The 25,113-nt window shown below is 69.5% G+C and carries 21 protein-coding genes and 2 pseudogenes; 7 read left to right on the forward strand and 16 right to left on the reverse strand.

All coding sequences use genetic code 11. The features are described from left to right. Positions 1-269 precede the first annotated feature (269 nt). Positions 270-1,026, forward strand: a pseudogene (locus tag OMP39_RS05860) (IS5 family transposase). A gap of 126 nt (positions 1,027-1,152) precedes the next feature. On the opposite strand, the gene OMP39_RS05865 reads toward OMP39_RS05860, so the two are convergent. From OMP39_RS05865 to OMP39_RS15380, 7 genes are all read right to left on the reverse strand, one after another. Continuing rightward, positions 1,153-1,539, reverse strand: a complete 387-nt coding sequence (locus tag OMP39_RS05865) for a hypothetical protein (RefSeq protein WP_264893911.1) — start codon at positions 1,537-1,539, stop codon at positions 1,153-1,155. A 40-nt stretch (positions 1,540-1,579) separates the two neighbouring features. Beyond that, the gene (locus tag OMP39_RS05870; RefSeq protein WP_264893912.1) at positions 1,580-4,699 is read right to left on the reverse strand and encodes an efflux RND transporter permease subunit; all 3,120 of its coding nucleotides are present in this window, start codon (positions 4,697-4,699) and stop codon (positions 1,580-1,582) included. A 15-nt stretch (positions 4,700-4,714) separates the two neighbouring features. Continuing rightward, entirely contained in the window at positions 4,715-5,827 is a 1,113-nt protein-coding gene (locus OMP39_RS05875; protein WP_264893913.1) for an efflux RND transporter periplasmic adaptor subunit, read from the reverse strand. After that, positions 5,824-6,387, reverse strand: coding sequence for a hypothetical protein (locus tag OMP39_RS05880; protein WP_108080505.1), 564 nt, complete (start codon positions 6,385-6,387; stop codon positions 5,824-5,826). Before OMP39_RS05880 ends, OMP39_RS05875 begins: the two co-directional genes overlap by 4 nt. A 17-nt stretch (positions 6,388-6,404) precedes the next feature. Beyond that, a complete protein-coding gene (locus OMP39_RS05885; protein ID WP_264893915.1) occupies positions 6,405-7,670 on the reverse strand; it encodes a TolC family protein in 1,266 nt (421 codons plus the stop codon). Between the two features lie 131 nt (positions 7,671-7,801). Continuing rightward, on the reverse strand, positions 7,802-8,149 hold the full coding sequence (locus OMP39_RS05890; RefSeq protein WP_264894643.1) for a hypothetical protein: 348 nt from the start codon (positions 8,147-8,149) through the stop codon (positions 7,802-7,804). Beyond that, positions 8,083-8,406, reverse strand: a complete 324-nt coding sequence (locus tag OMP39_RS15380; protein WP_342454882.1) for a DUF4148 domain-containing protein — start codon at positions 8,404-8,406, stop codon at positions 8,083-8,085. The genes OMP39_RS05890 and OMP39_RS15380 overlap by 67 nt, the downstream gene beginning before the upstream one ends. 130 nt (positions 8,407-8,536) lie before the next feature. Here OMP39_RS15380 and OMP39_RS05895 point away from each other — a divergent pair, with 130 nt between their 5' ends. The 4 genes and pseudogenes from OMP39_RS05895 to OMP39_RS05910 all read left to right on the forward strand — a co-directional run bounded on the left by OMP39_RS05895 (position 8,537) and on the right by OMP39_RS05910 (position 11,980). Beyond that, positions 8,537-9,223 (forward strand): heavy metal response regulator transcription factor, encoded by a 687-nt coding sequence (locus tag OMP39_RS05895; RefSeq protein WP_264893916.1) that lies wholly within the window; start codon positions 8,537-8,539, stop codon positions 9,221-9,223. Positions 9,224-9,225: 2 nt separating this feature from the next. After that, positions 9,226-10,563 carry a heavy metal sensor histidine kinase gene (locus tag OMP39_RS05900; protein WP_264893917.1) on the forward strand — a complete coding sequence of 446 codons (1,338 nt, stop codon included), beginning with the start codon at positions 9,226-9,228 and terminating at the stop codon, positions 10,561-10,563. Positions 10,564-10,724: 161 nt separating this feature from the next. Continuing rightward, entirely contained in the window at positions 10,725-11,195 is a 471-nt protein-coding gene (locus OMP39_RS05905) for a disulfide bond formation protein B (protein WP_264893919.1), read from the forward strand. A gap of 33 nt (positions 11,196-11,228) precedes the next feature. Then, positions 11,229-11,980: pseudogene (locus tag OMP39_RS05910) on the forward strand (IS5 family transposase). 12 nt (positions 11,981-11,992) lie between these two features. On the opposite strand, the gene OMP39_RS05915 reads toward OMP39_RS05910, so the two are convergent. From OMP39_RS05915 to OMP39_RS05945, 7 genes are all read right to left on the reverse strand, one after another. Then, complete coding sequence (locus OMP39_RS05915) at positions 11,993-13,777, reverse strand: ABC transporter transmembrane domain-containing protein (protein ID WP_264893920.1); 1,785 nt, start codon at positions 13,775-13,777, stop codon at positions 11,993-11,995. A gap of 11 nt (positions 13,778-13,788) precedes the next feature. Next, positions 13,789-14,871, reverse strand: coding sequence for a lipocalin-like domain-containing protein (locus OMP39_RS05920; RefSeq protein ID WP_264893922.1), 1,083 nt, complete (start codon positions 14,869-14,871; stop codon positions 13,789-13,791). After that, positions 14,871-17,468: an ABC transporter permease gene (locus OMP39_RS05925; RefSeq protein WP_264893924.1), complete on the reverse strand. Its 2,598-nt coding sequence runs from the start codon at positions 17,466-17,468 to the stop codon at positions 14,871-14,873. Before OMP39_RS05925 ends, OMP39_RS05920 begins: the two co-directional genes overlap by 1 nt. Before the next feature lie 119 nt (positions 17,469-17,587). Next, complete coding sequence (locus OMP39_RS05930) at positions 17,588-18,403, reverse strand: oxygen-binding di-iron domain-containing protein (protein WP_264893926.1); 816 nt, start codon at positions 18,401-18,403, stop codon at positions 17,588-17,590. 149 nt (positions 18,404-18,552) lie between these two features. Beyond that, positions 18,553-19,254, reverse strand: coding sequence for an ABC transporter ATP-binding protein (locus OMP39_RS05935; RefSeq protein ID WP_264893927.1), 702 nt, complete (start codon positions 19,252-19,254; stop codon positions 18,553-18,555). Next, on the reverse strand, positions 19,251-20,234 hold the full coding sequence (gene miaA / locus OMP39_RS05940; protein ID WP_264893928.1) for a tRNA (adenosine(37)-N6)-dimethylallyltransferase MiaA: 984 nt from the start codon (positions 20,232-20,234) through the stop codon (positions 19,251-19,253). The genes OMP39_RS05935 and miaA overlap by 4 nt, the downstream gene beginning before the upstream one ends. Further along, positions 20,224-21,471: a multidrug effflux MFS transporter gene (locus tag OMP39_RS05945; protein WP_264893929.1), complete on the reverse strand. Its 1,248-nt coding sequence runs from the start codon at positions 21,469-21,471 to the stop codon at positions 20,224-20,226. The genes miaA and OMP39_RS05945 overlap by 11 nt, the downstream gene beginning before the upstream one ends. A gap of 329 nt (positions 21,472-21,800) precedes the next feature. Between OMP39_RS05945 and OMP39_RS05950 the strand changes: the two genes are divergently transcribed. Together OMP39_RS05950 and OMP39_RS05955 are read left to right on the forward strand one after the other, a co-directional pair. Continuing rightward, entirely contained in the window at positions 21,801-22,220 is a 420-nt protein-coding gene (locus OMP39_RS05950; RefSeq protein ID WP_264893930.1) for a PA2779 family protein, read from the forward strand. A 92-nt stretch (positions 22,221-22,312) separates the two neighbouring features. Next, positions 22,313-23,260: a PA2778 family cysteine peptidase gene (locus OMP39_RS05955; RefSeq protein ID WP_264893931.1), complete on the forward strand. Its 948-nt coding sequence runs from the start codon at positions 22,313-22,315 to the stop codon at positions 23,258-23,260. 12 nt (positions 23,261-23,272) lie between these two features. Here the strand turns inward: OMP39_RS05955 and OMP39_RS05960 are convergent, their stop codons facing one another. Then, positions 23,273-24,001 (reverse strand): pseudouridine synthase, encoded by a 729-nt coding sequence (locus tag OMP39_RS05960; RefSeq protein ID WP_264893932.1) that lies wholly within the window; start codon positions 23,999-24,001, stop codon positions 23,273-23,275. Positions 24,002-24,179: 178 nt separating this feature from the next. Further along, positions 24,180-25,076, reverse strand: a complete 897-nt coding sequence (locus tag OMP39_RS05965) for an alpha/beta hydrolase (protein ID WP_264893933.1) — start codon at positions 25,074-25,076, stop codon at positions 24,180-24,182. Between the last annotated feature and the right edge of the window lie 37 nt (positions 25,077-25,113).

The following is a 25,113-nucleotide window of genomic DNA, read 5'->3' on the forward strand; positions in this document are numbered from 1 at the left end:
GGCGGCAGCGCCCGGCCGGCGGTTCCGGGCCGCCGATTATTCCATGGCGGCCCGGCTTCGGGCGGCCGGGCGCCGGGCGGGGTCGTGTGCCCCCGGGGCTGCGCCCACCCCCCCCAGGGGGGTGTCGGCCCGGCTTCGGGCGGCCGGGCGCCGGGCGGGGTCGTGTGCCCCCGGGGCTGCGCCCACCCCCCAGGGGGGTGTCGGCCCGGCTTCGGGCGGCCGGGCGCCGGGCCTAGGGCCTGTTAACACTACGTGCTAACATACTGCGCATGGAACTGACGCCTGCGCAATTCGCGCGTATCGAGGATTGCCTGCCGCGGCAGCGGGGCAATGTGTCGCTGGACAACCTTCAAGTGCTCAACGCGATCCTGTTCGTGGCCGAAAATGGCTGCAAGTGGCGGGCCCTGCCCAAGCGGTTCGGCAACTGGCACACGATCTACACGCGGATGAACCGGTGGGCCAAGGCCGGGGTCCTGGATCGGGTCTTCGAGCGCATGCAGGCCGAACAGCTGGTCCGGGTGCGGCTGGAGGCGGTCAGCCTGGACAGTACGATCGTCAAAGTCCACCCGGACGGCACCGGCGCACGAAAAAAACGGCCCGCAGGCCATCGGCCGCTCCCGCGCAGGCTGGACCACCAAAATTCATATGGCTGCCGCGGATTCCCGCTGCGCGTTAGCCTTCTCGCTTTCGCCGGGCCAGGCGGGCGATGCCCCAGCCGGTCGCGCCCTGCTGCATGCCCTGCCACCCCTGAGCGCGCGCTGCCATCTGGTCATGGATCGCGCCTACGAGGGCAATGAAACCCGGCAGCTCGCGCTGGATCTGGGCCTGGATCCGGTCGTGCCCCCGCATCCGCTGCGGGCCCAGCCATGGGCGTACAACACCGAGATCTACAAGCGCCGCAACGAAATCGAGCGCCTGTTGCGCCGTCTGAAAGGGTTCCGCCGCATCTTCAGTCGCTTCGACAAGCTCGACGTCATGTTCGCGGCCTTCATCCACTTCGCACTGATCGTCGAATCGTTGCGATAGTGTTAACAGGCCCTAGTCCACCGACGGCAACGGCAACCAGTCCTGCCACAAGAGTTTTCATTGGGTCACTCCCGGGTTACATGAGTTGGCCGCCCGCAGCGACGCGCTGCGGGCAAGCGGACGACGTCACTTCAGCGTGAAGCGCGCGGTGGTGGAGGGCTTGCCCGGCAACGTGACGACGGCCACCAACTTGGTGCCAGCGCCCACCTTGAAGCTGCCCTTGGCCTCCAGCCGGTCGCCGGCCGGCTTGAGTTCGACTTCCTGTTTGTCGGTGCCAGACAGGAGCGTGAGCTTCGCGCTGCCGTTGGTCACATCAACCGGCTTGCCGTGATCGCGCAGGTGCAGCTGGATGACGTCCGGCTTGGCGACGAGCTCGAGGTCGACATCCTTGACCTCGACCACCAGGCCGCCGTGCATGGACTCATGTTCGTGGGCGTGGGCGTGCTTGTCCGCCGCGAAGGCGGGACCGACGGCCACCAGGGCGGCAAGGGTAATGAGTTTCGAGAGTTTCATGTTTTCTCCTTTCAGGTTCGGTGTCGTGAATGGGTCAGGATCAGAACGCTTCGGCGTTGCGGTCGTTGAGCAGGCGCTCGACGTCACGACGGCCGAAGAGCCAGAACATCGCGGGCGTGAGGAAGGTATCGAGCAGCGTCGAACTGATGAGCCCCGAGAAGATCACCACGGCGACCGGATGCAGGATCTCGGTGCCCGGGCGTTCGGCCTCGAACAGCAGCGGCGCCAGCGCGAAGGCGGTGACCAGGGCGGTCATCAGCACCGGTGACAGTCGCTCCAGTGAGCCGCGCAGGATCATTGCGTGATCGAAACCTTCGCCTTCGATGCGCATCAGGTTGATGTAGTGGCTGACCTTCAGGATGCCGTTACGCACCGAGATACCGGCGAGAGTGATGAAGCCGATGAGCGCCGCGACCGACAGCGGCTGGCCGGAGATCCACAAGCCGATCACTGCACCGACCAGCGCGAGCGGAATGTTGGCCATGATCAACGCCGAGAGCCGCACGGACTTGTAGCGGCTGTAGAGCACGACGAACATCAGCACGAGCGACACGATAGAGAGCAGTCCCACGAGGCGCGAGGCTTCTTCCTGCGCCTGGAATTGCCCGCCGAGCGTGATGAAGTAGCCCTCTGGCAGCTGCATATCGGCCACCACGGTGCGGATGTCCTCGACGATCTGCGACAGCGGGCGCTGCTGCGCGTTGGCCGACAGCACGATGCGGCGCTTGCCGTCGTCGCGGCTGACCTGGTTCGGCCCGTCGCCCTCCTCGATGGACGCGAGTTTCGACAGCGGGACATGCCCGGTCGGGGTTTCGATGAGAATCTGCGCGAGCCCCTCGACCGACCGCGCCGACTCGGGCAGGCGCACGACGAGCGCGAAACGCCGACCGCCTTCGACGATCTGCGTCACTTTCTCGCCCTCGACGAGGTTCTGCAGCGCGACCAGGATCTGCGGTGCCGGCACCCCGTAACGCGCCGCCGCCGCATAGTCGATGCGCACCTTGATCTGCGGCGCGAGCACCTGTTTTTCGATTTCCAGATCCGCGAGACCGGGAATGCCGGCGAGCCGCGCCCGCAGCGCATCGGCCTGCCCCCGCAGTGTGTCGAGATCCTCACCGAAGATCTTGATCGCGATCTGCGAACGCACGCCCGAGAGCATGTGGTCGATGCGGTGCGAGATCGGCTGACCGATCGCGATCGCCGCGGGCAGGTTCACGAGCCGGGCGCGGATGTCGGCGGCGATCTCCCCCATCGAACGGGTGAGTTCTGACGCCGGCTTGAGCCCGACATAGAGCTCGCTGACGTGCACGCCTTCAGCATGTTCATCGAGTTCCGCACGTCCGCTGCGGCGCCCGACGTAGGTAACTTCGGGCACCTGCTTCACCAGCACCTCGGCCTGCTGCGCGAGTGCCGTCGATTCGGCGAGCGTCACCCCAGGGTTGAGGCGCATACCGATGAGCAGGGTGCCCTCGTTGAACGGCGGCAGGAAGGTCGTCGGAAAGAACGGCACGGCGGCCGCCGCGACGACGACCGCGATCGCCCCGGCGGTCACGGCGGCCCTGGGGCGATTCAGGACGGCCTGCAAGCTGTTGCGGTAGCGCGCCTTGAGCCACGCGAGCACGCGCGTGTCGCCATGTTCGAGCGATTTCATGCGCGGCAGCAGGTAAAACGACAGGACCGGCGTGACAGTCACCGACACGACCAGCGACGCCAAGGTCGACACGATGAACGCCACGCCGAGCGGTACGAAGAGCCGCCCCTCCATGCCGGGCAACGCGAACAACGGCAGGAATACCAGCACGATGATGATCGTCGCGTAGAGGATGGCCGAGCGCACTTCCATCGTCGCGTGCGCGACCAGTTCGATCGGGTGCAGGCGGTGATCGTGATGTTTCGCGCGATCCTCCTTCAGCCGGCGCAACACGTTCTCGACGCCCACCACCGCGTCGTCGACCAGACCGCCGATCGCAATCGCCAGCCCCCCGAGCGTCATCGTGTTGACCGACAGACCGAAATACTTGAACACCAGCGCCGTCATGAAGATCGACACGGGGATCGCGGTGAGCGCGATCACCGTCGGGCGCAGCGTGCCGAGGAAGAAGAACAGGATTGCCGCGACGAATACCGAGGCCCCGATCAGCTTGCCCTGCAGCGTGCCGATCGACGCCTCGATGAAGCTTGCCTGCCGGAACGTCACCTGCGGCGCCTCCATGCCGGCGGGCAGCGATTTCTTCATCTCGTCGAGCGCCGCCTCGATCGAGCGGGTGAGGTGAATGGTGTCCGCGGTCGGCTGCTTCTGGATGCCGAGGATCACCGCCGGTTTGCCCTCGAAACCCGCATCGCCGCGGCGCAGCGCCGGTGCGAACGTCACGGAGGCAATCTGGCGCAGCAGGATCGGCTGACCGTCGCGTGCCGTGATCGCGAGATTCTTCAGATCCTCCAGGCTCGAGGTGCGTCCGAGGTTGCGGATCAGGTATTCCCGCCCGGTGAGTTCGAGGAAGCCGCCCGAGGTGTTCGACGAGAACCCGCGGATCGCCGCCTCCATCTGCTCCAGCGAAATGCCGAGTTCCGCCATGCGCCGTGTATCCGGCTGCACCTGGAACTGCCGCACTTCGCCGCCGATCGGGATGACCTGCGCGATGCCGGGGATGGCCATGAGACGCGGACGCAGCACCCAGTCGGCGTACTCGCGCACCTGCATCGGCGAGATCTTCGCGGTATCGATCGGGATCGCGATCTGCATGATTTCGCCCATCACGGAGCTGATCGGCCCCATGCGCGGGATCACGTCCTCCGGCAGGCCTTCCTCCATCGCGGACAGGCGCTCCGACACCATTTGCCGGGCGCGAAAGATCTCCGTACTCCAGTCGAAGGTGACGTAGATGAAGGACAGCCCCGCGCTTGAGATGGAGCGCACCGACTCCACGCCGGGCAGCCCGTTCATCGTCGTTTCGAGCGGGATGGTGATGAGCTGTTCGACCTCCTCCGCCGCCATACCGCCGGACTCGGTCATGATCGTGACCGTCGGCTTGTTGAGGTCCGGGAACACGTCCACGGGCGTGCGTGTGAGCGTGAATGCGCCGTAGGCCATCAGCACCAGGCTGGCGATGATCACCAGCAGCCGGTTGCCGAGACTGTTGTCGAGTAGCCACTTGAACATCGATCGGGCTCCCCGTCAGCGGATCTGGTTGATCAGGGTGGCCGCGTTGGTGACGACCCGCTCACCGGCCGCGAGGCCCGACGTCACGGCCACGTTCGCCCCGTCGAGCGGCGCGGTCGTGACGGTGCGCGGCTCGAAGCGCTCCGGCGCGGTCTTGACCCACACGATGGTCTGGTTCGCGGGATTCTTCAGCACCGACGCGGCGGGAACGCTGACGCCCTGCAGCGTGCTGCGCGTTTGCACGAACACCTCGACCGGTTGCCCGACGGCGAAACGCGCCAGAGAATCGCCCGCGGCACCGAACGCGAGCGGCAGCGCCTGCTCGCGCAGACTGCGCGCCGCGCCGAGAAAGTCGAGCGTCACGCGTTGCTCGCCGACCGCGAGGCTCGCGCCGGCGACATCGATGGCGGTGTCGACATCGTAGGCCAGCGCCTCGACGCGCAGCCGCTTCGGATCGACGATCTCGAACACCAGTTCGCGCGCGTCGACGACCTGGCCGGCGACCGCATTGCTCGACGCGATCACGCCCGCGACGGGCGCCACGAGCGCATCGCGATTGCTGAGCCCCGCCCCCACCGCCGTCACGCGGGCCGCGAGACTCGCGAGTTCGCTCTCGGCGGCTTCGATCTCCTTGCGCGGCACCGTGTCGGCGAGCTCCTTCAGCCGCGCCACGCGCTTCTCCGCGAGCGCCTTGGCGGCCTGCAACTCGGCGAGCAGCGCCATCTGGTTCGAGCGTTCGATCTGTCCCGCCGATGGCACGACGTACGCCAGCACCTCGCCCTTCTTCACCGCCTGCCCGATTCCGGGCAAGCCGCGGGGCCCGGCTTCGAGGCGGCCGGCGACCAGCGCCTGCACTTTTCCGCCCGCGTTGGGGTCCATCACCACTTTGCCGGCGAGCGCCACCGTGCGCGGCAGGTTGCCGGCTTCCGTGACCTGGGTGCGCACGCCGATCTGGCGTTGTGCCGGCTTGGGCAGAAATACGCTGCCATCGGGCAGCCGTCGCGGCCCGTTGCCGCCGACGGGCGCCGAACCTTCGTCGCCGTGATCGTGCCCGTCGCCAGCGAATGCGTTCCACAATGCACCGGCAGTGACGAGGCACAGCATGACCAGCAGGATTCCCGGTTTCATGCGACACCTCCGGCCGAACGGTTGCGGGCGTTTCCCTTGCGCAGCGCGGCCCAGCCGACGAGTCCGAGCACGAGAACGCCGCCGCCGAGCCATCCCGCGTAAGAGTTCAAGCCTGGTCCGGCCGTTTCGTCGTGCGCCTCGGCGGCTTCTTCATGCAGATCCAGCTCGCCGGCTAGGAGATCCGAGTCCTGTCCGGCGACGACCGTGGCCGTCACGGACACGACCCCGGGCTTGAGTGCGTCCTGCAACGTGGCTTCGAATTCGCCGTCGGCATGGGTTTCGAGGGGGATCGCGTTGCCGTCGAGTTGCAGCTCCAGCGTCGCGTCCTTGACCGGGCTGTTGTCGGTGAAGCGGTCGAGATAGAGTGTGATGCGCTTGCCATCGACCACGCCCACCAGCTCAAAGAGCTCCGAAACGGCGGTGAATCGCGGCAGCGCCGGGCCCGCCACGGGCGCCGGGGCGTCGCCGTGGTCGTGGCCTTCGCCGGCCAGGGCCTGGGGCGTGACGCCCGCAAGGACGGCGGCAAGGCTCCACGCCGCCAGAGTAAGAGAAGCTTTCATGTTCGGGTTCCTGGTGTTCATTCGGGAAGAAGTCCCATGGCCTGCCGCAGCGCGGACACGGCCGCGGCCAGTTCGATGCGGGTGCGCGCCACCTGGCGCTCGGCTTCGGCGGCTTCGAGTTCGATGCGCAGGCGGGTCGGCAGATCGGTTTCGCCGAGGCGGAACGCCTTCTCGAAGAAGCCGCGCGACTCGCGGGCCAAGTGCGCGCGCTGTTCGGCAGAGGCGACCAGGGTGCGCGCCGATTCGACGCGGACGCGCGCCGTATCCACTTCGGCCGTCAGGCGTTCGCGTTCCAGCCTCAGCTGGGTTTCGGCTTCGATCGCCTCGGCGCTGGCATTGGCAACACGGGCGCGGTTGCGGGTGTCGGATCCGAAGGGAATGCGTACCCCGATCGTCACTGACTGTTGCCAGGATTCGCCGGATGCGCCGCGCTCGCGCGTCGTCGCCAGGTAAAGCTCGGGATTGGCGCGACCCTGAATCCCGGCGAGGGTCATGCTGCGTTGTGCAAGCTCCGCCCGATCGCGCAGTTCCGCGAGGGCCGGATGCCGCGCCTCCAGGGGGACGGAGTTGCCGCCTGGGGCGGGCTCGGCTTCGGCCACGGAGAGTCCTTCCGCGGCAAGCGCAGGTGTCATGCCAGTCAGGGCGCGCAATTGCTGTTCCGCACCCGCGAGCGCGCCGCGGGCTTCGGCGAGCGACGCTTCGGCAGTCGCCACCGCTCCGTCCGCCTGATGCTGGTCGGCGCGTGCGAGATCGCCGGCCCGAACCCGTTTCGACACATCCGCGGCGAGTTCGCGGGCGCTGGCAAGCCGCTCGCGGGCGACCAGGATGTCGATCCGCGCGCGCTGCCAATCCCAGTACGCGGCCCGCACCGCGGCGGCCGTGCGCAGCTGTGCCGCAAGCGTGCGGCTCGTACTCGCACGCATTTCGGCATCGGCGAGAGCCGCGGTCGCTGCGCGTTCGCCGGGCAACCACAGCGGCACCGCGAGGCCGATCTCGTATTCGCGGCTGCCGTCGTTGCGGTGGAGTTGGTCGGTCTTGCCCGACACCTCGAAGGCCGGCGGTTCGGCCGACCAGCTGTCGGCACTCTCGCGTCGCGCGAGCGCCGCCGCCCGGCGCATGTCGAGCGACTGCGCCTCGGGCTGACGCGCCCACGCGGCGTCGAACGCCTGCCTGAGCGTGGTTACGGCAGGTGATGCAGGGGCCGCGGCTTGCGCCCACGCCCCGCTGGCCGCGAGTCCGAGCAGCAGCCCCGGCAGCCAGTTGATGCAAATTCTTCGAAACATCCAATTCTCCGTTGATGACGAGACACTGAAAATCGGCAAGGCGCGATCAGCTCGATCGCAATGGACGCACGGCAATGCCGTTCAGAACGGTGAAACTGCCGGAAAGAGAATGGATGCGACCGCCCTGCCGATCAGGCAGGGTGTCGCCACTTGGGGCGCTCTGGTTCCGAGAAATGCCCGGCAAGGAGCCACGCTTGGGCTCCCCCGCGGGTCGTCGCAATCACGAGGTCGAGGGCCGGCAATCCCGTGCCGCTCGGCAACGCGGTGCAACTGGCCGCATGGCAGAAACTGCAGTCGACATCGATTCCGCCGGCCTTGGGCCAGGACTCGCCGTCGACCTCGCCCTGATGCTTATGCTCGTGGTGGCCGAGATGGTCCGCCGCAACACCGGCTTCATGCTCGCAATACGCACTCACTGCCGCCCAACTGAGTTGGATTGGCAGAAACAGCAGGAAGAGAATCGCGAACCAGCGGCGCATGGGGACGGATTGTCCGCCTTGGCCTGCTCGAGCTCACGCAACACTTCGGCACGCGTTTTGGTGCTTTTCACATGATCGGGAAAAGAGGTGTAACCCACCTCGCCGCCGGTGAAATGCCATTCGGAGTTCGCTTGAGCGACGCTCGGCACGATCAGGACGACAGCGAGGATAGGGAGGACGGTGGCGGTTCGGATTTTTGACATGATGCGGCTCCTATCGTTGACACGGGACATGCGTCCCGGCGGTGGCCGCTGCATACGCCATCGGCCGGGTACGCCATCGGCCGGGTACGGGGCGTACTGTAGAAAACCGTCCACGTCGAATCGCGAACAGCCCGATTACGAATTCGTAATGCCGACGCGCCGCCGCCTCCGCGATAATTCGCGCATGAAGATCCTGGTCGTCGAAGACGAGCCGAAGCTCGCCGAATACCTGCGCAAGGCGCTGACCGAAAGCAGCTACGTCGTCGATGTCGCGCGCAGCGGCACCGAGGGCCGCTACCTCGCGATCGAAGGGCATTACGATCTCGTCCTGCTCGATGTCATGTTGCCGGGCCTGGATGGTTTCGCCGTCCTGCGCGAACTGCGACGCGACAAGCACGTACCGGTGCTGATGCTCACCGCGCGGGACAAGGTGGAGGATCGCGTGAAGGGGCTGCAGGCGGGCGCGGACGACTATCTCGTAAAGCCCTTCGCCCTGTCCGAACTGCTCGCACGCGTGCAGGCGCTGTTGCGGCGTGGCGCCATTCCGACGCCGGGTCAGGATTCCACCGTTCTCAAACTGGCCGACCTCGAGCTCGATCTGGTGCGGCGCAAGGCGTCGCGCGCCGGTCAGCGCCTCGATCTGACGGCCAAGGAATTCACGCTGCTGACCTTGCTGTTGCGCCGGCCCGGGCAGGTGCTGTCGCGCACCGCGCTGGCCGAGCAGGTGTGGGACATGAACTTCGACAGCAACACGAACGTCGTCGAAGTGGCGGTGCGCCGCTTGCGCAGCAAGATCGATGATCCCTTCGAGAAGAGACTGCTGCATACCGTGCGCGGCATGGGCTACGTCCTCGAAGACCGGGAACCCTGAGGATGCGCAATCCGCGTTCGCTCGGTCGCTGGCTGTCGTGGTGGCTCGCAGTGCAGACCTTCATCGGGCTCGGACTGGTCTGCATCATAGTATATGGAGCGACCAGCCTCAACTTTTCCGCCAAGCAAACCGAGGAGCTGCGGCACAAGCAGGAGGTGATCCGCCATCTCGTCCGGGAAATCGCCACGCAGGAGGATGTGCCGAGCCTGCGCCACAAACTCGATGACTTCTTTGTCGGGCACACCGATCTGAGGCTGCGGCTGACGGGGTCCGCCGACACGCTCATTTATACGACCACAACCGCACCGGAGACGCGGGCCGATCTGCGGCGAGTCGAGTTCGAAATTCCTTCGCCGTGGCGACCCGAAACCGTGCTGCATGCGGAGCTGACCCTCGACGGCAGTTCCGATGCCCGGCTGCTGAAGCAGTTGGCATGGACGCTGTTCGCAAGTGCGCTGGCCGGTGCGGTGGTGGTCTCCGCCGGCGGCGCATGGCTCGTGCGACGTGCGTTGTTGCCCGTTCGCGACCTCGCTCGACAAGCGGCCGCGCTCAGTCCGGAAAACGTCGGACAGCCGCTGGACGGTTCCGCGCAGGCGCAGGAACTGCAGCCGCTGGTCGTGCAGTTCAACGCGCTGCTTGTACGGCTGGACAACGCATACCGGCAACTGGAGGGCTTCAATGCGGACGTCGCCCACGAACTGCGCACGCCGCTGGCGACACTGATCGGCGAGACCGAACTCGCCCTGAGCCGCGAACGCGGCATTCCCGAGTTGCGGGACGTGCTGGGATCGAACCTGGAGGATCTGCACCGCTTGGCGGGCCTCATCAACGACATGCTGTTCCTGTCGAAGGCCGATCGTGGCGAGCGTGCCCGTCGGAGCCCTGTCGACAGTCTCGCCGGACTTGCTGCCGAGGTGGTCGAATTCCACGAGGCCGCGTTGCAGGAGGCGGACGTGAGTGTGCGCGTGCGCGGCGACGGCGGGGGCGCCTTCGACGCGGCGTTGTTGCGGCGGGCCCTGTCAAACCTTCTCGCCAATGCGACGCGCTTCGCGGAGCGCGGGTCGGTGATTGACATCGACATCGAGCCGGACGCTTTCGGTGGCATCCGCTTGTCCGTCAGCAATGACGGGCCGGTGATCCCTGCGGAACATTTGCCCCGGCTCTTCGACCGCTTCTATCGGGTGGACCGGGCACGCGAACATGGGGACACCCATCACGGACTCGGGCTGGCGATCGTGGCAGCGATCGCGCGCATGCATGGAGGCACCCCGTTTGTCCGCTCCACCGGCGGCACGACAACCGTCGGTTTCAGTATTTCCGTTGCGTGCGCAAGGCCTTGACCCGTCCCCACGTGGCGGGTAGCGTGGGCGAGTTGGATCGTGGCTACGGTGATGGTGTGCGCGGCGCCCGCGGGGGGACGAGTCCATCCGCGCGAGCGGCATCGCCGATACCTCGCGAGTCAGCCCCTGATACCTGCCCTACTCTTGCGAGATCCAAGTCGATGAACATCCACGATCGCCCATCGGCGGGAGGCCTTTTCGGCATCAGCTGGATGCTGGTTTTGGTGGGTTGGTCGATCGCCGCCCTGTCGATGATCGGCGCGCTTTACCTGAGTGAATACCTGCGAATTGAGCCCTGCGTCATTTGCTGGTATCTGCGCCTCTTCATGTTTCCGCTCACTCCGGTCCTCATGGTGGGGCTGTTCCTCTTCGACCGGCACGTCGTGTTCTATGCACTGCCTCTGGCGAGCGCTGGATGGCTCGTCTCCGTTGTCCATCTGCTGCGGACCTCAGTGACGATGCCGGTCGACGTAGCTTCTTGCTCGCCGATCACGCCGTGTAGCGAGACCCAGATTATGTGGATGGGTTTCGTGGCCATTCCGCTGTTATGGACGGCCGTCTTTTCGGTCATCAATGTGCTCCTGATCGTTTCAGGCTTCAGCCGTACAACCTCCAGGGAGTATGCCGCCTAGGGCCTGTTAACACTACGTGCTAACATACTGCGCATGGAACTTACGCCTGCGCAATTCGCGCGTATCGAGGATTGCCTGCCGCGGCAGCGGGGCAATGTGTCGCTGGACAACCTTCAAGTGCTCAACGCGATCCTGTTCGTGGCCGAAAATGGCTGCAAGTGGCGGGCCCTGCCCAAGCGGTTCGGCAACTGGCACACGATCTACACGCGGATGAACCGGTGGGCCAAGGCCGGGGTCCTGGATCGGGTCTTCGAGCGCATGCAGGCCGAACAGCTGGTCCGGGTGCGGCTGGAGGCGGTCAGCCTGGACAGTACGATCGTCAAGGTCCACCCGGACGGCACCGGCGCACGAACGGCCCGCAGGCCATCGGCCGCTCCCGCGCAGGCTGGACCACCAAAATTCATATGGCTGCCGCGGATTCCCGCTGCGCGTTAGCCTTCTCGCTTTCGCCGGGCCAGGCGGGCGATGCCCCAGCCGGTCGCGCCCTGCTGCATGCCCTGCCACCCCTGCCCGCGCGCTGTCATCTGGTCATGGATCGCGCCTACGAGGGCAATGAAACCCGGCAGCTCGCGCTGGATCTGGGCCTGGATCCGGTCGTGCCCCCGCATCCGCTGCGGGCCCAGCCATGGGCGTACAACACCGAGATCTACAAGCGCCGCAACGAAATCGAGCGCCTGTTCCGCCGTCTGAAAGGATTCCGCCGCATCTTCAGCCGCTTCGACAAGCTCGACGTCATGTTCGCGGCCTTCATCCACTTCGCACTGATCGTCGAATCGTTGCGATAGTGTTAACAGGCCCTAGTCCATCTGAAACTGGAGGGCGGCGAGGCGGGCGTACAGGCCGCCGCGGGCGAGCAGTTCGGTGTGCGTGCCGGTTTCCACGACCCGGCCGTGCTCGAGCACGACGATGCGGTCGGCGCGCTGCACCGTCGCGAGCCGGTGCGCGATGACGAGCGTGGTGCGCCCGCGCATTGCTTCCTCGAGCGCCTCCTGCACCAGCCGCTCGCTGTGCGCATCGAGGGCGCTCGTGGCCTCGTCGAGCAACAGCAGGGGTGCGTTCTTGAGGATCGCGCGGGCGATCGCGATGCACTGGCGCTGCCCCCCGGAGAGCCGCACCCCGCGCTCGCCGAGGAACGTGCGATAGCCCTGCGGCAAGCTGCGCAGGAACTCGTCCGCGTGAGCGGCGCGTGCAGCGGCGATCACTTCCTCGTCGCTCGCCTGCGGACGGGCGTAGCGGATGTTCGCCATCGCGTCGGCGGAGAAGATGACGGTGTCCTGCGGGACGAGGCCGATGCGCGCCCGCAGCTCGCGCAGTGCGACCTCGGCGACGGGCACGCCGTCGATCTCGATGCGGCCGGCCTGGGCATCGTAGAAGCGCAGCAGGAGCTGGAACAGCGTGCTCTTGCCCGCACCGCTCGGGCCCACGAGAGCCACGGTTTCGCCCGGACGCACGTCCAGGCTCAGGTCCTGCAGGGCGGGCCGCTGCGGCCGCGAGGGGTAGGCGAAGGTCACGCGGTCGAGCCGGAGGGAGGAGCCGCCACGGGCGGGCGGCAGGGCCCGGGGCATGGGGGGGTCCTGGATCGGCGAGCGCGTGGCCAGCAGTTCCATCAGGCGCTCGGTGGCGCCGGCGGCGCGCAGCAAGTCCCCCCAGACCTCGGCGAGCACGGCGACCGAGCTGACCAGCAGCACCACGTAGACGATGGTCTGGCCGAGATGCCCGGGGGTGATGTCGCCCCGCAGCACGGCCTGTGTGCCCTGATAGAGGCCCCACAGCAACGCGCCGAAGGTGGCCGTGATGACGAAGGCCACCATTGCGGCGCGGGCGCGTGTGCGACGGATGGCGGTGGCGAAGGCCTGCTCGGTGGCCGCCGCGAAGCGCCGGGCCTCGTGGGGCTCCTGCGCGAAGCTCTGCACCACGGGAATCGCGTTCAGCACCTCGGCGGCGATGGCGCTGGAGTCGGCCACGCGGTCCTGGCTGGCGCGCGAGAGCTTGCGCACGCGCCGGCCGATGACCAGGGCCGGCAGCACCACCAGCAGGAGAATGCCCATGACCTGCGTCATGACGTAGGGATTGGTGACCACGAGCATCACGAGCGCGCCCACGCCCATCACCAGGTTGCGCAGGCCCATCGAGAGGCTGGAGCCCACCACGGTCTGCACCAAGGTGGTGTCGGTGGTGAGCCGCGACAGCACCTCGCCCGTGCGGGTGGTCTCGAAGAACTCGGGGCTTTGCCCCACGACGTGGCCATACACCGCGGCGCGCAAGTCGGCGGTGATGCGCTCGCCGAGCCAGCTCACCACGTAGAACCGGGCCGCGGAAAAGACGCCGAGCGCCGCGCCGACGGCGAACAGCTCGGCGAAATGCCCGCGCAGCGCGAGCAGGCGCTCGGGGGCGGGCGTGGCGACCAGGCCCTGGTCGATGAGCCCGCGCAACGCGAGGGGAAAGACGAGCGTGGTGAGCGCAGCGAGCAGCAGGAACACCGCGGCGGCCACGACGCGGCCTCGGTATGGCCGCACGAAAGGGGCGAGTTGCCGCAGCGACGAGATGCGTTTCGCAGGAGGTGGAAGGGTGGTGTCGTTCATGAGGGACGGCCTCACAGCCGCAGCCGGTCCACGTAGCCGGTCATCTCCAGGTAACCGTGGCCGAGCCGCCGGCCGTCGGCGCCGAGGAGCTCACTGAGCCCCTCCCAGTACACGGCGCCGGTCGAGGCCCGGCTGTCCAGCTCCTGGGCGTCGACCCGAGCACGCACGCGGTGGCGCCCCAGCGGCGTCTCGACCCACCACTCGACCGGATAGTGCGCCCCGGTCAGAGGGCTGCGCCACCACCGCTGCGGCACGAAGCGCACTTCGTGGACGGCGAAGGCGCGGGCCTCTCGGGATGCCGCACGATAGCTGCCGCCTGCCCACAAAGCCGTGCCGTCGCGCCGGCGCAGTTGAAAGGCGGTCAGCGCCGCACCGTCGTCCAGATTCATGCCGATCCAGTCCCAGCCGACCGCCTCCGGATGCATGAGCGCCTCGCTCCATTCGTGGTCCAGCCAGGCGCGCCCCTGCACGGCCTGGCGGTGCCCGCCGAGCGAAAGCTCCCCGTGCACGGCGAGCTGGGGTTTGGAGTAGTAGTAGCTCGCCTGTTCCGGCTCGGGGCCCTTGCGCGAGTAGCCGGCGTCGCCCTGAAGCAGCACGGGCTGGGTCTCGTCGGCCCGCAGGTCGAGCGTGAACTCGTGGGCCGCGAGGTGAGCGCGGTAGTGCGGGCCCACCGCCTCGCGGCGCAGCTGCCAGTCGCGCAAGTGCACGTCGGTGTCTTCCAGCGCGGCGGCCGCCACGCCGAAGCCGGCGCGCGCCAGGCGCTGATCGTGCATCAAGCGGCCGGCCGCGACATCCGTGACCGCCGCATGGGCGAACAGCAGCTGCGAGGCGGCGAAGCGGCTGGGGTGCTGGGGGTCGACCTGCGTGCGGGAGCGGAAGAACGTGACCTGGAACCCATAGAGGCGGCGCTCGGCCGACCGCAGCACACCCGTCATGTACCACCACTCGATGCGGTACTCCGGGTGGGCGCCGTGATCGCGCGGGAACCGCAATGCCACGCCGGCCCGCACCCGGGGGGCGGGCGCGGCGGCTCGGCTGCAGGGGGGCACGAGGGCCGCGCTCAGGGTGGCCACGAGCCACGTGCGGCGATCCATCACCAGTCCTCCTTGACGGCCAGCACGACGTCGTGCCGGATCGCGGCTCGCGCAGCCCACCAGGCGGTGGCCGTGCCGGCCGCCACGACGGTGAGCGCCAGCGCGGCCAGGCGGGCGAAGGGCAACTGCAGCTCCATCGTCCAGTGAAAGCTCTGCGGATTGACGACATGCACCAGCACGGCACTCACGGCGATACCGAGCGCGGTACCCCACAGCGCGCCGACGGTCGTCCACGCCAGGCCCTCGAGCGCGACGAGCCGCATCACCTGCGAGCGTGTGAACCCGAGGTGCCGCAACAGGCCGAATTCCTTGCGACGTGCAAGCGTCTGGGCGGAAGTGGTTGCCGCGATGCCGAAGAGCCCGATCGCGATGGCCACCGCCTGCAGCCAGTAGGTGACGGCGAAACTGCGGTCGAAGATGCGAAGCGAGGCGCTGCGGATCGTCTGCGCTGAGGTGAACTCGAGCGTCTGTGCACCGGGAAGGGCCCTCACACGGGCTTGCAGTTCGGCCAGGTCGAGGCCCGCGTCGGGCCACAGCGCCAGGTCGTTCACCCGTGTATCGCCGGTGGCCCGCACATAGGCGGCGCGTGCGATCACGATGGAGCCGTGCTGGCGCACGTAGTCGCGCCACACGCCCTGCACCCAGATTTCGAGGCCGGAGCCCAACGGCAGGGGCAGGCGCTGTCCGGGCTGCAGGTCGTAGAGGTCCACCATCGCCTCGCTGACGAAGGCCGCGACGGCGCCGTCGGGCCGTTCGCGCTCGTCGAGCAGGCGGCTTCGCCCTGCCAGCGGCAGCTGCCGGGCCGGATCGTCCAGCGCGCGTGCGATCAAGGCCACGGGCGGTCGCTGGGGCTTGAGCAGCAGCGGGGTCACGCGAAGAGGCTCCACACGGGCCACACCCGGCAGTCCGGCGATGGCGTCGACCAGGCCCTCGTCGAGAAAGGCCCCCTCGCTTCCGGCCGGGCTCAGGCCGGCGCGCACGTAGAGCGGTGCGGGCAGCACCTGGTCCAGCCACTGCGAGACCGACGCGCGGAAGCTGCCGACCATCACCGTGAGTGCCACCGACAGACTCAGGCTCGCCACCACCCCGGCGACGGCCGTCGTCGCCGTATGGCGCTGCCGCCGGGCGCGCTCGAGCGCGAGCAGGGTCTCGGGCCGGCGTGCCCGCAGGCGCCCCAGCGCCAGCGTGACGGCCTCCGGCACACAGGCGATCCCGCCCAGGAGCAGACAGGCCACCGAGGCATATGCGAACAACGGCAAGCCCGCCACGGGCGGCAGCAATGCCAGCAGCGCGCCGGCCGCCAGCAGGGCCAGCCCGCCCGCCCGGCGCCAACGCCGCTCCACCGCCGAGGGCACGCTGCCCAGGCCCTTGAGTGCCTGCGCAGGCGGCAGGCGCTCGGCTTGCCGGGCCGGCAGCCACGCCCCGGCCAGCGCGGCGGCCACGCCGAGCGCGAGGTGGGCGCCGCCCGCAGGGGTGGACCACTGCAAGCTCGGTTGTACGCCGGTGAAGTAGCCGCCCCCCAGGTCTCCGCCGAAGAACCGCAACGCGAGGCTCGCCAAGCCCGTGCCGGCGGCCAGCCCGGCCGCGCTTCCCACGCCGCCGAGGAAGGCCGCCTCGGCCAGCACCAACTGGCGTCGCTCGCGCGCGGTGAGCCCCAGCACGCCGAGCAGCGCCAGTTGCGCACTGCGTTTGGCGACCGAGAGCGCCAGCACCGAGAAGACGAGAAAGCCCCCGGTGAAGAGCGCGACAAAGGCGAGCACCGTGAGGTTGACGCGGTAGGCGCGCGAGAGGTGCGAGATGCGCTCCTCGGCCGCGCCGGGGGCGATGCCCCGTACACCGGCAGGCAGCGCGAGCGCGTCCAGCAGGGCGGCGCCGTCGGCACCGGGGGCGAGCTTCAGGTCGATGCGGCTCACGCGGCCGAGCAATCCGAAGGCCTCCTGCGCCCCCGCGATGTCCATGACGACGAGGGGTCCGCCGCCCGCACCGACATTGCCCGCCACCTTCCACGCACGCCATTGCGTGCCGGCGCGCAGTTCGAGCCGGTCACCCGGCTGTACGCCGAGGACTCGCTGTGCGGCCGGGTTGAGAAAGACGAGTCCGGGGTCCACCAGCGCCAGCCGATCCTGCCTTTCGGCCGCCCGCGGGAGCAGTCGAGGGGCGATGGCAGGGGCCACGAGGGCGTCGATGCCGAGCACGCGCACTCCGACGCTCGGGCCTGCGGATGCGGTGTCGGCCGCCGGCACGCGCGCCTGCGTCTGCACTTCCACCACGGGGCTGGCGACCTGCACTTGCGGATGCCGGGCTGCCCGCGCGTACACCTGTTCGTCGAAGGAGCCGGCGGCGGCGCGCAGTTCGAGGTCGGGTTCGCCATTGACGGCGCGCACCGCCTGGCTGAATTCCGCGAGGGCGGAGCGGTTGATGAGGTGAACCGACCACGCGAGCGCGACGCCGAGCAGCACCGCGACGACCACCGTCGCGTGGCGCCAGGGGTGCAGGCGCCACTCGGGCCACGCGTAGCGGCGCACCAGCGCGCGTACCACGCCGGGCGGGGCGCGCCAGGCGCTCGAGGTCGGGTCGGGGGCAGGGAGGGACGACATGGCCAGACCCATTGTCGGCCCTGTGCGGCCCGTGTGCCGTCAAGGGCAGGCCGCGTCGGAGTCGCGCTCGCTGTCCGTTGCTCCGGAGAAGGACAGAGCCCCGCAGCGCGCTTTTGCCCTCAGCCGAGCAGCGCCGCGCCCGTGTGGTTGCGGCGCAAGCGTGTCGCGCCCGCCGGCACCGCGTAGTTGGCGTCGCTCATCAGGTCGATGCCGCAGCTCAGCCCTTCGACCCAGTCGATGAACTCCTGCACGGCGGGGCCTTCCATCGGCGCGCCGTGCTGGGGCACGATCATCTCGATGTCGAGTTCGCGCACCATGCGCGCCCAGTGCCGCAGGACCTTGTTCGAGACCATGTAGCGGCGGTGGAACGCTTCCATGCGGGGGACGTGCTCGGCCAAGGACCGTACGGACTGCTGGGCCTGCCGGCCGCTTGCGGCCGAGGCACCGAGGTCGCCGGAGAAGAGGATGCGGCTGACCGGGTCGTAGAACTGGAAGTTGCCCTCGGCATGGAGGAAGTGCGCCGGCAGTGCGACGATCTGCCAATCGCCGACCTGGATGATCTGGCCCGAATCCGGGATGCCGACGATGCGTCCTTCCGTCTTGCCCGGTTTGCAGAAGTGAGGCACGAAGCGCTCCCACACCCGCGAGATGTACAGCGGCGCGCTCGTGGCCGTCATCCATCGGTCGAGGGACGCAATGATGTCGGGATCGGCGTGCGAGGCGAGGATCGCGCCCAGCCGGTGCGGCGGGAAGTAGCGCATCATCCCCACGTAGAGCTCGTTGTAGGCCAAATTGCCGCCCGGATCGAGGATGGCCCCCGTGTCACCGTGCACGATGAGGAACTGATTGGCCTGCACGGCTTCGCCGCCCTCGTCCATGAGGTCGGTGAACATCAGGCAGCGGTGATCGCCGCGGGCGTAGAGTTCGATGGGCATGGCATGAGCGAGGTCAAGACGAGGCTCCACTCTAGGGAAGACCCGGGCATCGTCCCTTGACCTTGCTCAACTGGGGCGGGCGGGTGAGGGGATGATCGGGGAGCCGTACGGCTGCGGCGGGATGCGCCGACGTCCGGGCGCCGGGGCACTCAGTGCGTCGGAGGCGCTGCGGCGCCCTCGCGAGGCCGCAGCCCCTGCGGAGTGAGTTCGAGGATGCGGTCGGCGCGGGCGGCCGCGGCCGGGGAGTGGGTCACCAGCAGGCAGGCCGCGCCGTGCCCGCGGACCTGCTCCACCAGCGCATCGAGCACAGACTCCGCCGTCCTCGGGTCGAGGTTGCCCGACGGCTCGTCGGCCAGCAGCAGCGCGGGGCGGTGGATCAGCGCGCGCGCGATGGCCACGCGTTGCAACTGACCGCCCGACAGCTGCGCCGGCAGTCGCTCGCCCAGATCGGCCAGGCCCACCTGCGCGAGCGCCCGCTGCACCCGCTCGCGGTCGTCGCCGCCGCCGAGCAGCAGCAGCGGCAGCGCCACGTTCTGGGCCACGGTGAGGTGGGGCAGCACGTGGAACGCCTGGAAGACGAAGCCGATGTGCCGGCGGCGCAGGCGGGCCTGCTCGGCCTCCGGCAGTCGGGCGACGGCCTCGCCCATCACCCGCACGTCGCCGCTATCGGCGGCGTCCAGTCCGGCGATGCAGTTGAGCAGGGTCGACTTGCCCACACCCGACTCCCCGACGATCGCGACGATCTCGCCCGCTCGCACGGTGAGGTCCACGGCCTCGAAGACGGTGTGCGCGCCGTAGCGCTTGGTCAAGGCGCGCACTTCCACGACGGGCAGCGTCGCCACGCCGGTCATGCCCAGCCTCGGGCGGCGCGCAGCAAGGCGGCCACCGCGTGGTCGAGGGCGTCCTCGCGGTCGCAGGCCACCACCATGCGCTCGGGCATCGCGCGCAACCAGGTGAGCTGGCGCTTGGCCAATTGCCGCGTGGCGGCGATGGCCCGTGACGGCAGTTCGTCGAGGTCGTAGGCGCCGTCCAGCATCTCCCAGACCTGCCGGTATCCCACGCACCGCATCGAGGGCAGCATGAGGCTCAGGTCCCCCCGCGCTCGCAGGGCGCGCACCTCGTCCACCAGCCCGTCCTCCAGCATCCGATGCAGGCGTGCGGCGATGCGATCGTGCAGCCACGCCCGCTCGCTCGGCTCCAGGGAGACCAGCGGAGCCGCCGTGGCTTCGCGCACGGCGCCGGAGGCTTCGCGTGCGCGGGTGTGGAAGCTCGAAAGCGGACGGCCGGTGATCCGGTACACCTCCAGCGCCCGCTGGATGCGCTGCGCGTCGGTGGGAGCGAGCCGCGCGGCGGTGTCCGGGTCCACCCGGCTCAGTTCGGCATGCAGCGCGGGCCAGCCCTCGCGCGCGGCCCAGAGATCCAGTTCCGCCCGCACCGCGACATCGGCCGCGGGCAGCTCGTCGATGCCTTCGAGCAGCGCCTTGTAGTACAGCATCGTCCCACCCACCAGCAGGGGCAGCCGGCCGCGGGCGCGGATCTCATCGACCAGCCGCTTGGCGTCGGCCACGAACTGCGCCGCCGAGTACGACTGGGTGGGGTCGAGGATGTCGATCAGATGATGGGGCACCCGCTCGCGCTCGGCGAGCGTGGGCTTGGCGGTGCCGATGTCCATGCCGCGATAGACGAGCGCGGAGTCGACGCTGACGATCTCGACCGGCACCCGCGTCGCAAAGGCAAGCGCCGCGGCGGTCTTGCCCGAGGCCGTCGGCCCTGCGAGGCAGACGTACGGGACGCGATCGTTGGGTGCGTCGAAGAAGGGGTCACTCGGCATGGCTGTGGTGCGCGTACCGGGGAACGAGCAGCAGCGCTGCCGCCGCCACCGCCGCGGACCAGAAGGCCACGGTGAGTGCTAGCGGATAGACGGTGCCGTCGAAGCTCCAGCCGATCCAGTAGCCTACGCCGAAAGCCAGTGTCATGCCCACGAAGCCCGACAGGGCCGAGGCGGTGCCCGCGCGTTGGGGGAAGGCGGCGATGGCACCCACCTGGGCACACGGCTGGTGCAGGCCGTGCGCCAGCGTGTAGACGAACTGCGGCACCATCAACGCCAGCGGATGATGCACTCCCGCCCAGGCAAGACCGGCCATCAGTGTGCCCGCCGCCAGGCTCACCCAGGCGGCGAGCCGCAGCGTGCGCACCAGCCCGCGTCGCGGAATCAGATGCCGGCACACCGTGGAGCCGATCAGGTAGCCCGAGACCACGAACGCGAAGGCGAAGCCGAACTCCTGCCGCGTCAGACCGAGCACCTTGACGAGCACGAAGGACGAGCCCGCGATGAAGCTGAAGAGACCGGCGTACGTGAAGCTCGACACCGCCGTGTACGACCAGAAGCCGGGATGGCGCAGGATCTCGCTCCAGCCTTCCGTCCAGCGCCCGGTCCCCCGGCGCGAGAGGCTCTCCGGCAGCCGGGTGGCCACATAGAGCAGGGTCAGAGCGCCGAAGACGGTGAGCACCGCGAATGCGCCGCGCCAGCCCCAGTGGCTCTCGATGTAGCCGCCGAGCACGGGCCCGAGCAGCGGGATGAGGCTCATCCACGTGGAGCCCCGGGCCAGCATGTGGGCGCCCTCCTGCGGGGCGTAGAGGTCGCGCAGCATTGCGCGCACGCCCACCACGCAGGCCGCCATGCCGATGCCCTGTGCGGCCCGGCAGGCCACCAGCGCCCCGATGTGCGTGGCGACCATCGCCAGGGCGCTGGCGGCCGTGTAGAGCGCGAGGCCCCCGAGCAGCACGGGGCGGCGGCCGATGCGGTCGGACAAGGCGCCCAGCGGCAGCTGCGCGGCCCCGAAGCACACGACGAGCACGCTCAGAGTCAACTGCACCGTCGCCACCGGCACCCCGAAGTAGCCTGGCAACGAAGGCAGCGAGGGCAGGTACAGGTCGGTGGAGATGGGCTGGGTGCCCAGCAGCAGCATCAGTGCGATGACGACCGTGCCGGCGCTCGGGCGCCGGGGCCGGGCCGCCGCCGTGGAGCCTTCCGGGGCGCAGCAGTTCGAGGAAGAAGAGGTGGACACGGGCGAACTGGACGACATCTCCGCGAGGGTAACAGAGACGCCCCGACGGCATCCTGCTGGCGAGGCGGCCCGCCGCAGCGAGAAACGGAGCGAGCGCGGTGCCCGCGAAACCGGCCAGCGGTGCCCGCGAAACGGCGCGAGCGCCGTGCCCGCCACTGTAAGCGGTCGAAACAAGCTCTTCTGAAAGCCTTGGGAAGAACTCGCTCCTGCAGCGTCTTGTTTCACTTGCAACGTCGCGCGGGGCCGGGGGGCTGAAACACAATTGCCCGGCGTGGTCGTCCGTCCCATGGGCTGCCGCGCTGCGAACAACAACCCCCGAGGAGTGCCCGATGTCCGTCTCCCGATTCCTCCGCGTCACCGCTTGTTCGGTGTCGCTGGCGCTCGCCCTTGGCGCCTTCACCCGTCCCGCCATGGCGACGACGCTGATCACCACCGAGCAGTTGGCGCAGGAGGCGGCGACCGCCGACCGCACCGCAGCCGGGCGGGCGCACCGCGAGCGGCTGGCGAGCGAACTCGACCGCCCCGAGCTCCAGGCCCGCCTGCAACAGTGGGGTGTGAGCGCCGAGGATGCCAAGGCGCGGGTGGCGGCGCTCAGCGACGAAGAGGCGGCGGCGCTCGTGGCGAAGATCGACCAGGCCCCGGCCGGAGGCGACGTCCTCGGCGTCATCCTGTTCGTCTTCGTGTTGCTGCTCATCACGGACATCCTGGGCTTCACCAAGGTGTTCCCGTTCACACGCTCGATCCGCTGAGGGCTTTCGCGCTCGCCGGCGGGGGCGGCCGCCCCGGTCCCGCTGGCGCTCTTTTCCGGCGAGCGCAGCCGGATGCCCGAGGGAGACCCGCCATGCAGCGCAGAAGCCTTCTGATCGCCGGTGCCTCGCTGGCCCTGCTGGGCGGGTGCGCGACCCAGACGGCTGCGCTGCGCTTCGGGGCGGTGGAGGGGCTGCCCCGGCGCGCCGAGTTGGTGGACACGCCCTTCTTCCCTCAGGACCAGCGCTACCTGTGCGGGCCGGAGTCCCTCGCGGCGGTCTTGCAGGCCACGGGGCTCGCCGTCACGCCGCCGGACCTCGTGCCGCAGGTCTACGTGCCGGGGCGGCAGGGCTCGTTGCAGGCCGAGATGCTCGCGGCCACGCGCCGGCAAGGGGCGGTGGCGTATGTGCTGCCCCCCAGGCTGGAGGCGCTGCTGCGCGAGGTGGCGGCCGGCACGCCGGTCGTCATCCTCCAGAACCTGGGCCTGCAATGGGCGCCCACCTGGCACTACGCCGTGGTGGTGGGCTACGACCTCGACGAAGGGCTCGTGCTGCTGCGGTCCGGCCCTGTGCGGCGGCAGGAGATGGCCCTGCGCACCTTCGAGCACACCTGGGCCCGCTCGGACCACTGGGCCTTCGTGGCGCTCGCGCCGGGCCGTCTGCCCGCCACCGTGGGCGAAGCGGAAGCCGTGCGCTCGCTCGTCGCCTTCGAGCGGGTCGCCCCTCCCGCACTGGCCGTGCGCGCCTACGAGAGGGCGCTGACCCGCTGGCCGGGCGTGCTCACCTTGCAGATGGGGCTGGGCAACGCGCTCTACGCCGCGGGCCGCAAGGCCGAGGCCGCGGATCGCTTCGAAGCTGCGGCGCGCGAGCACCGCCATGCCGCGGCGTGGATCAACCTCGGCACGGTCGCCCTGGAGCTCGGGCAGCGCACCCGGGCCGAGGCGGCAGCCCGCGAGGCCGTGGCGCTCGGCGGCGCGTGGTCCACGCAGGCACGCGAGCTGCAGGCCCGGCTGCACGCCGACGGCCGCGGGCCGCTGCGTTGACCGGCCGCCCCTTCAGAACGACTCGTCGGGCTGCAGGTAGCGCCACTGCCCGGGCGGCAGGTCGCCCAGCCGCACCCGCCCGATCCGCACGCGCTTGAGGCCGACGACCTTCAGCCCCACCGCCTCGCACATGCGGCGGATCTGCCGCTTGCGGCCTTCGGTCAGCACGAAGCGCAGCTGGTCGTCGTTCTGCCAGCTCACCTGGGCCGGGCGCAATGCGTGGCCGTCGAGGTGCAGCCCGTGGCGCAGCAGCTTCAGCTTCTCGGCGGGGAACACGTCGGGCAGACGGCCCGGGCGGTCGTACCGCACCCGCACGAGGTACTCCTTCTCGATCTCCGAATCCTCGCCGATCAGTTGGCGGGCGATGCGTCCGTCCTGCGTCAGCACCAGCAGCCCGACGGAATCGATGTCCAGGCGGCCCGCGGGTGCGAGGCCCCGGGCGTGGGCCGGGTGCCAACGGATGCCGCTGCGGTCGCCGCGCCAGCGGTTCTCGGCCCGCACCAGCACGCTGGCGGGCTGGTAGCCGTCCTCGGCTTGGCCGCTCACGTAGCCCACCGGCTTGTGCAGCAGGATCGTGACTCGCTGGGCTTGTGCCTGGCGCGCGGCCGGGTCCACCGTGATCCGTTGGTGCGGACCGACCCGCGAGCCGAGTTCGCTGACGATCTCTCCGTCCACGCGCACCCAGCCCTTGGCGATCCATTCGTCGGCCTCGCGGCGAGACGCGAGCCCCAGTTCTGCCATGCGTTTCGAAAGCCTCGGCCAGGCGGCGGGCTCGTCCGCGGCGGGAGGCCGGTGGGCTGCAGGCGCGGGCTTGCGGGCAGCGGGTTCAGGCCCGGCAGCCGGGCGACGGGGGCGCGGGGGAGGTTTCATCTCCTGACGATGAGGCGGCGGGAGCGAGATTTGACCACGGGCCGGGCGTTCAGCCGCGACGCACGTGGGTGACTGGGGCGGGGGTGCGACGCGCGTGGTTCGACGCTTTGGCCCCGGCCGGCAGGGCAAAGAGCTCGTGCAACGCGCGTTCGTACTCGGCCAGCCCCAAGTCGTGGGTGTTGTGGTGGGTGCCCCCCGGCACCAGCACCCAGCGCTTGGGCCCCCGCGCCCGCTCGTAGAGCCGCCGGCCCAGCGAGGGAAGGATCAGCCGGTCGTCGCTGCCGTGCACCACCAGCACCGGCGCGCGCACCTTGCCGATCCGCTCGGCGGAATCGAAGCGCTGCGTGATGAGCCAGCTCACCGGCAACCATCCCCAGCGCAGGGTGGCGAACACGTCGGGTACCGACGAGAACGTGCCCTCCACCATGAGGCCGGCGACGCCGTCGACCTCCGAAGCCAGATGCACGGCGATCGCCCCACCCAGGGAGTGCCCGAACACATAGCGTGGCGCACCAGGGTGGCGGGCGGCGAGCCAGTCCCAGGCGGCCACGGCGTCCTCGTGGGCGGTGGCCTCCGACGGCAGCGCCGGGGTGCTGCGGCCGAAGCCTCGGTAGTCGATCGCGAGGACGTGGAATCCGAGCGCCTGCATGCGGCGGATGCGCGGGGCGCTGCCGGCCACGCCCCAGCGCGCGCCATGCAGGTAGAGCAGCACCGGCGCGTCGGCGCGCTCGTGGGGCATCCACAGCGCGTGCAGCCGCGCCGGCGCCTTCGCCACGCGCGAGTGGAAGTCGATCCACACGTCCTGCATCCCCTGGGCCTCGGTGGCCGTGTTGCCCCAGCTCGCGGAAGACGGCTGGAAGATCCACTGGCGCTGGCGCTCGTCCAGCGCACTGCAGCCCGCCAGCAGCGCATAAGCGAGCACGCCCAGCAGGGCGGCACGGCGCACCGGCGGGCTCCGGACCAGGCCGCGCGGGAAGGGGCGC

Origin of the sequence: Schlegelella aquatica (assembly GCF_026013905.1) — a bacterium.
In the GTDB taxonomy this organism is placed as follows: Bacteria; Pseudomonadota; Gammaproteobacteria; order Burkholderiales; family Burkholderiaceae_C; genus Caldimonas; species Caldimonas aquatica.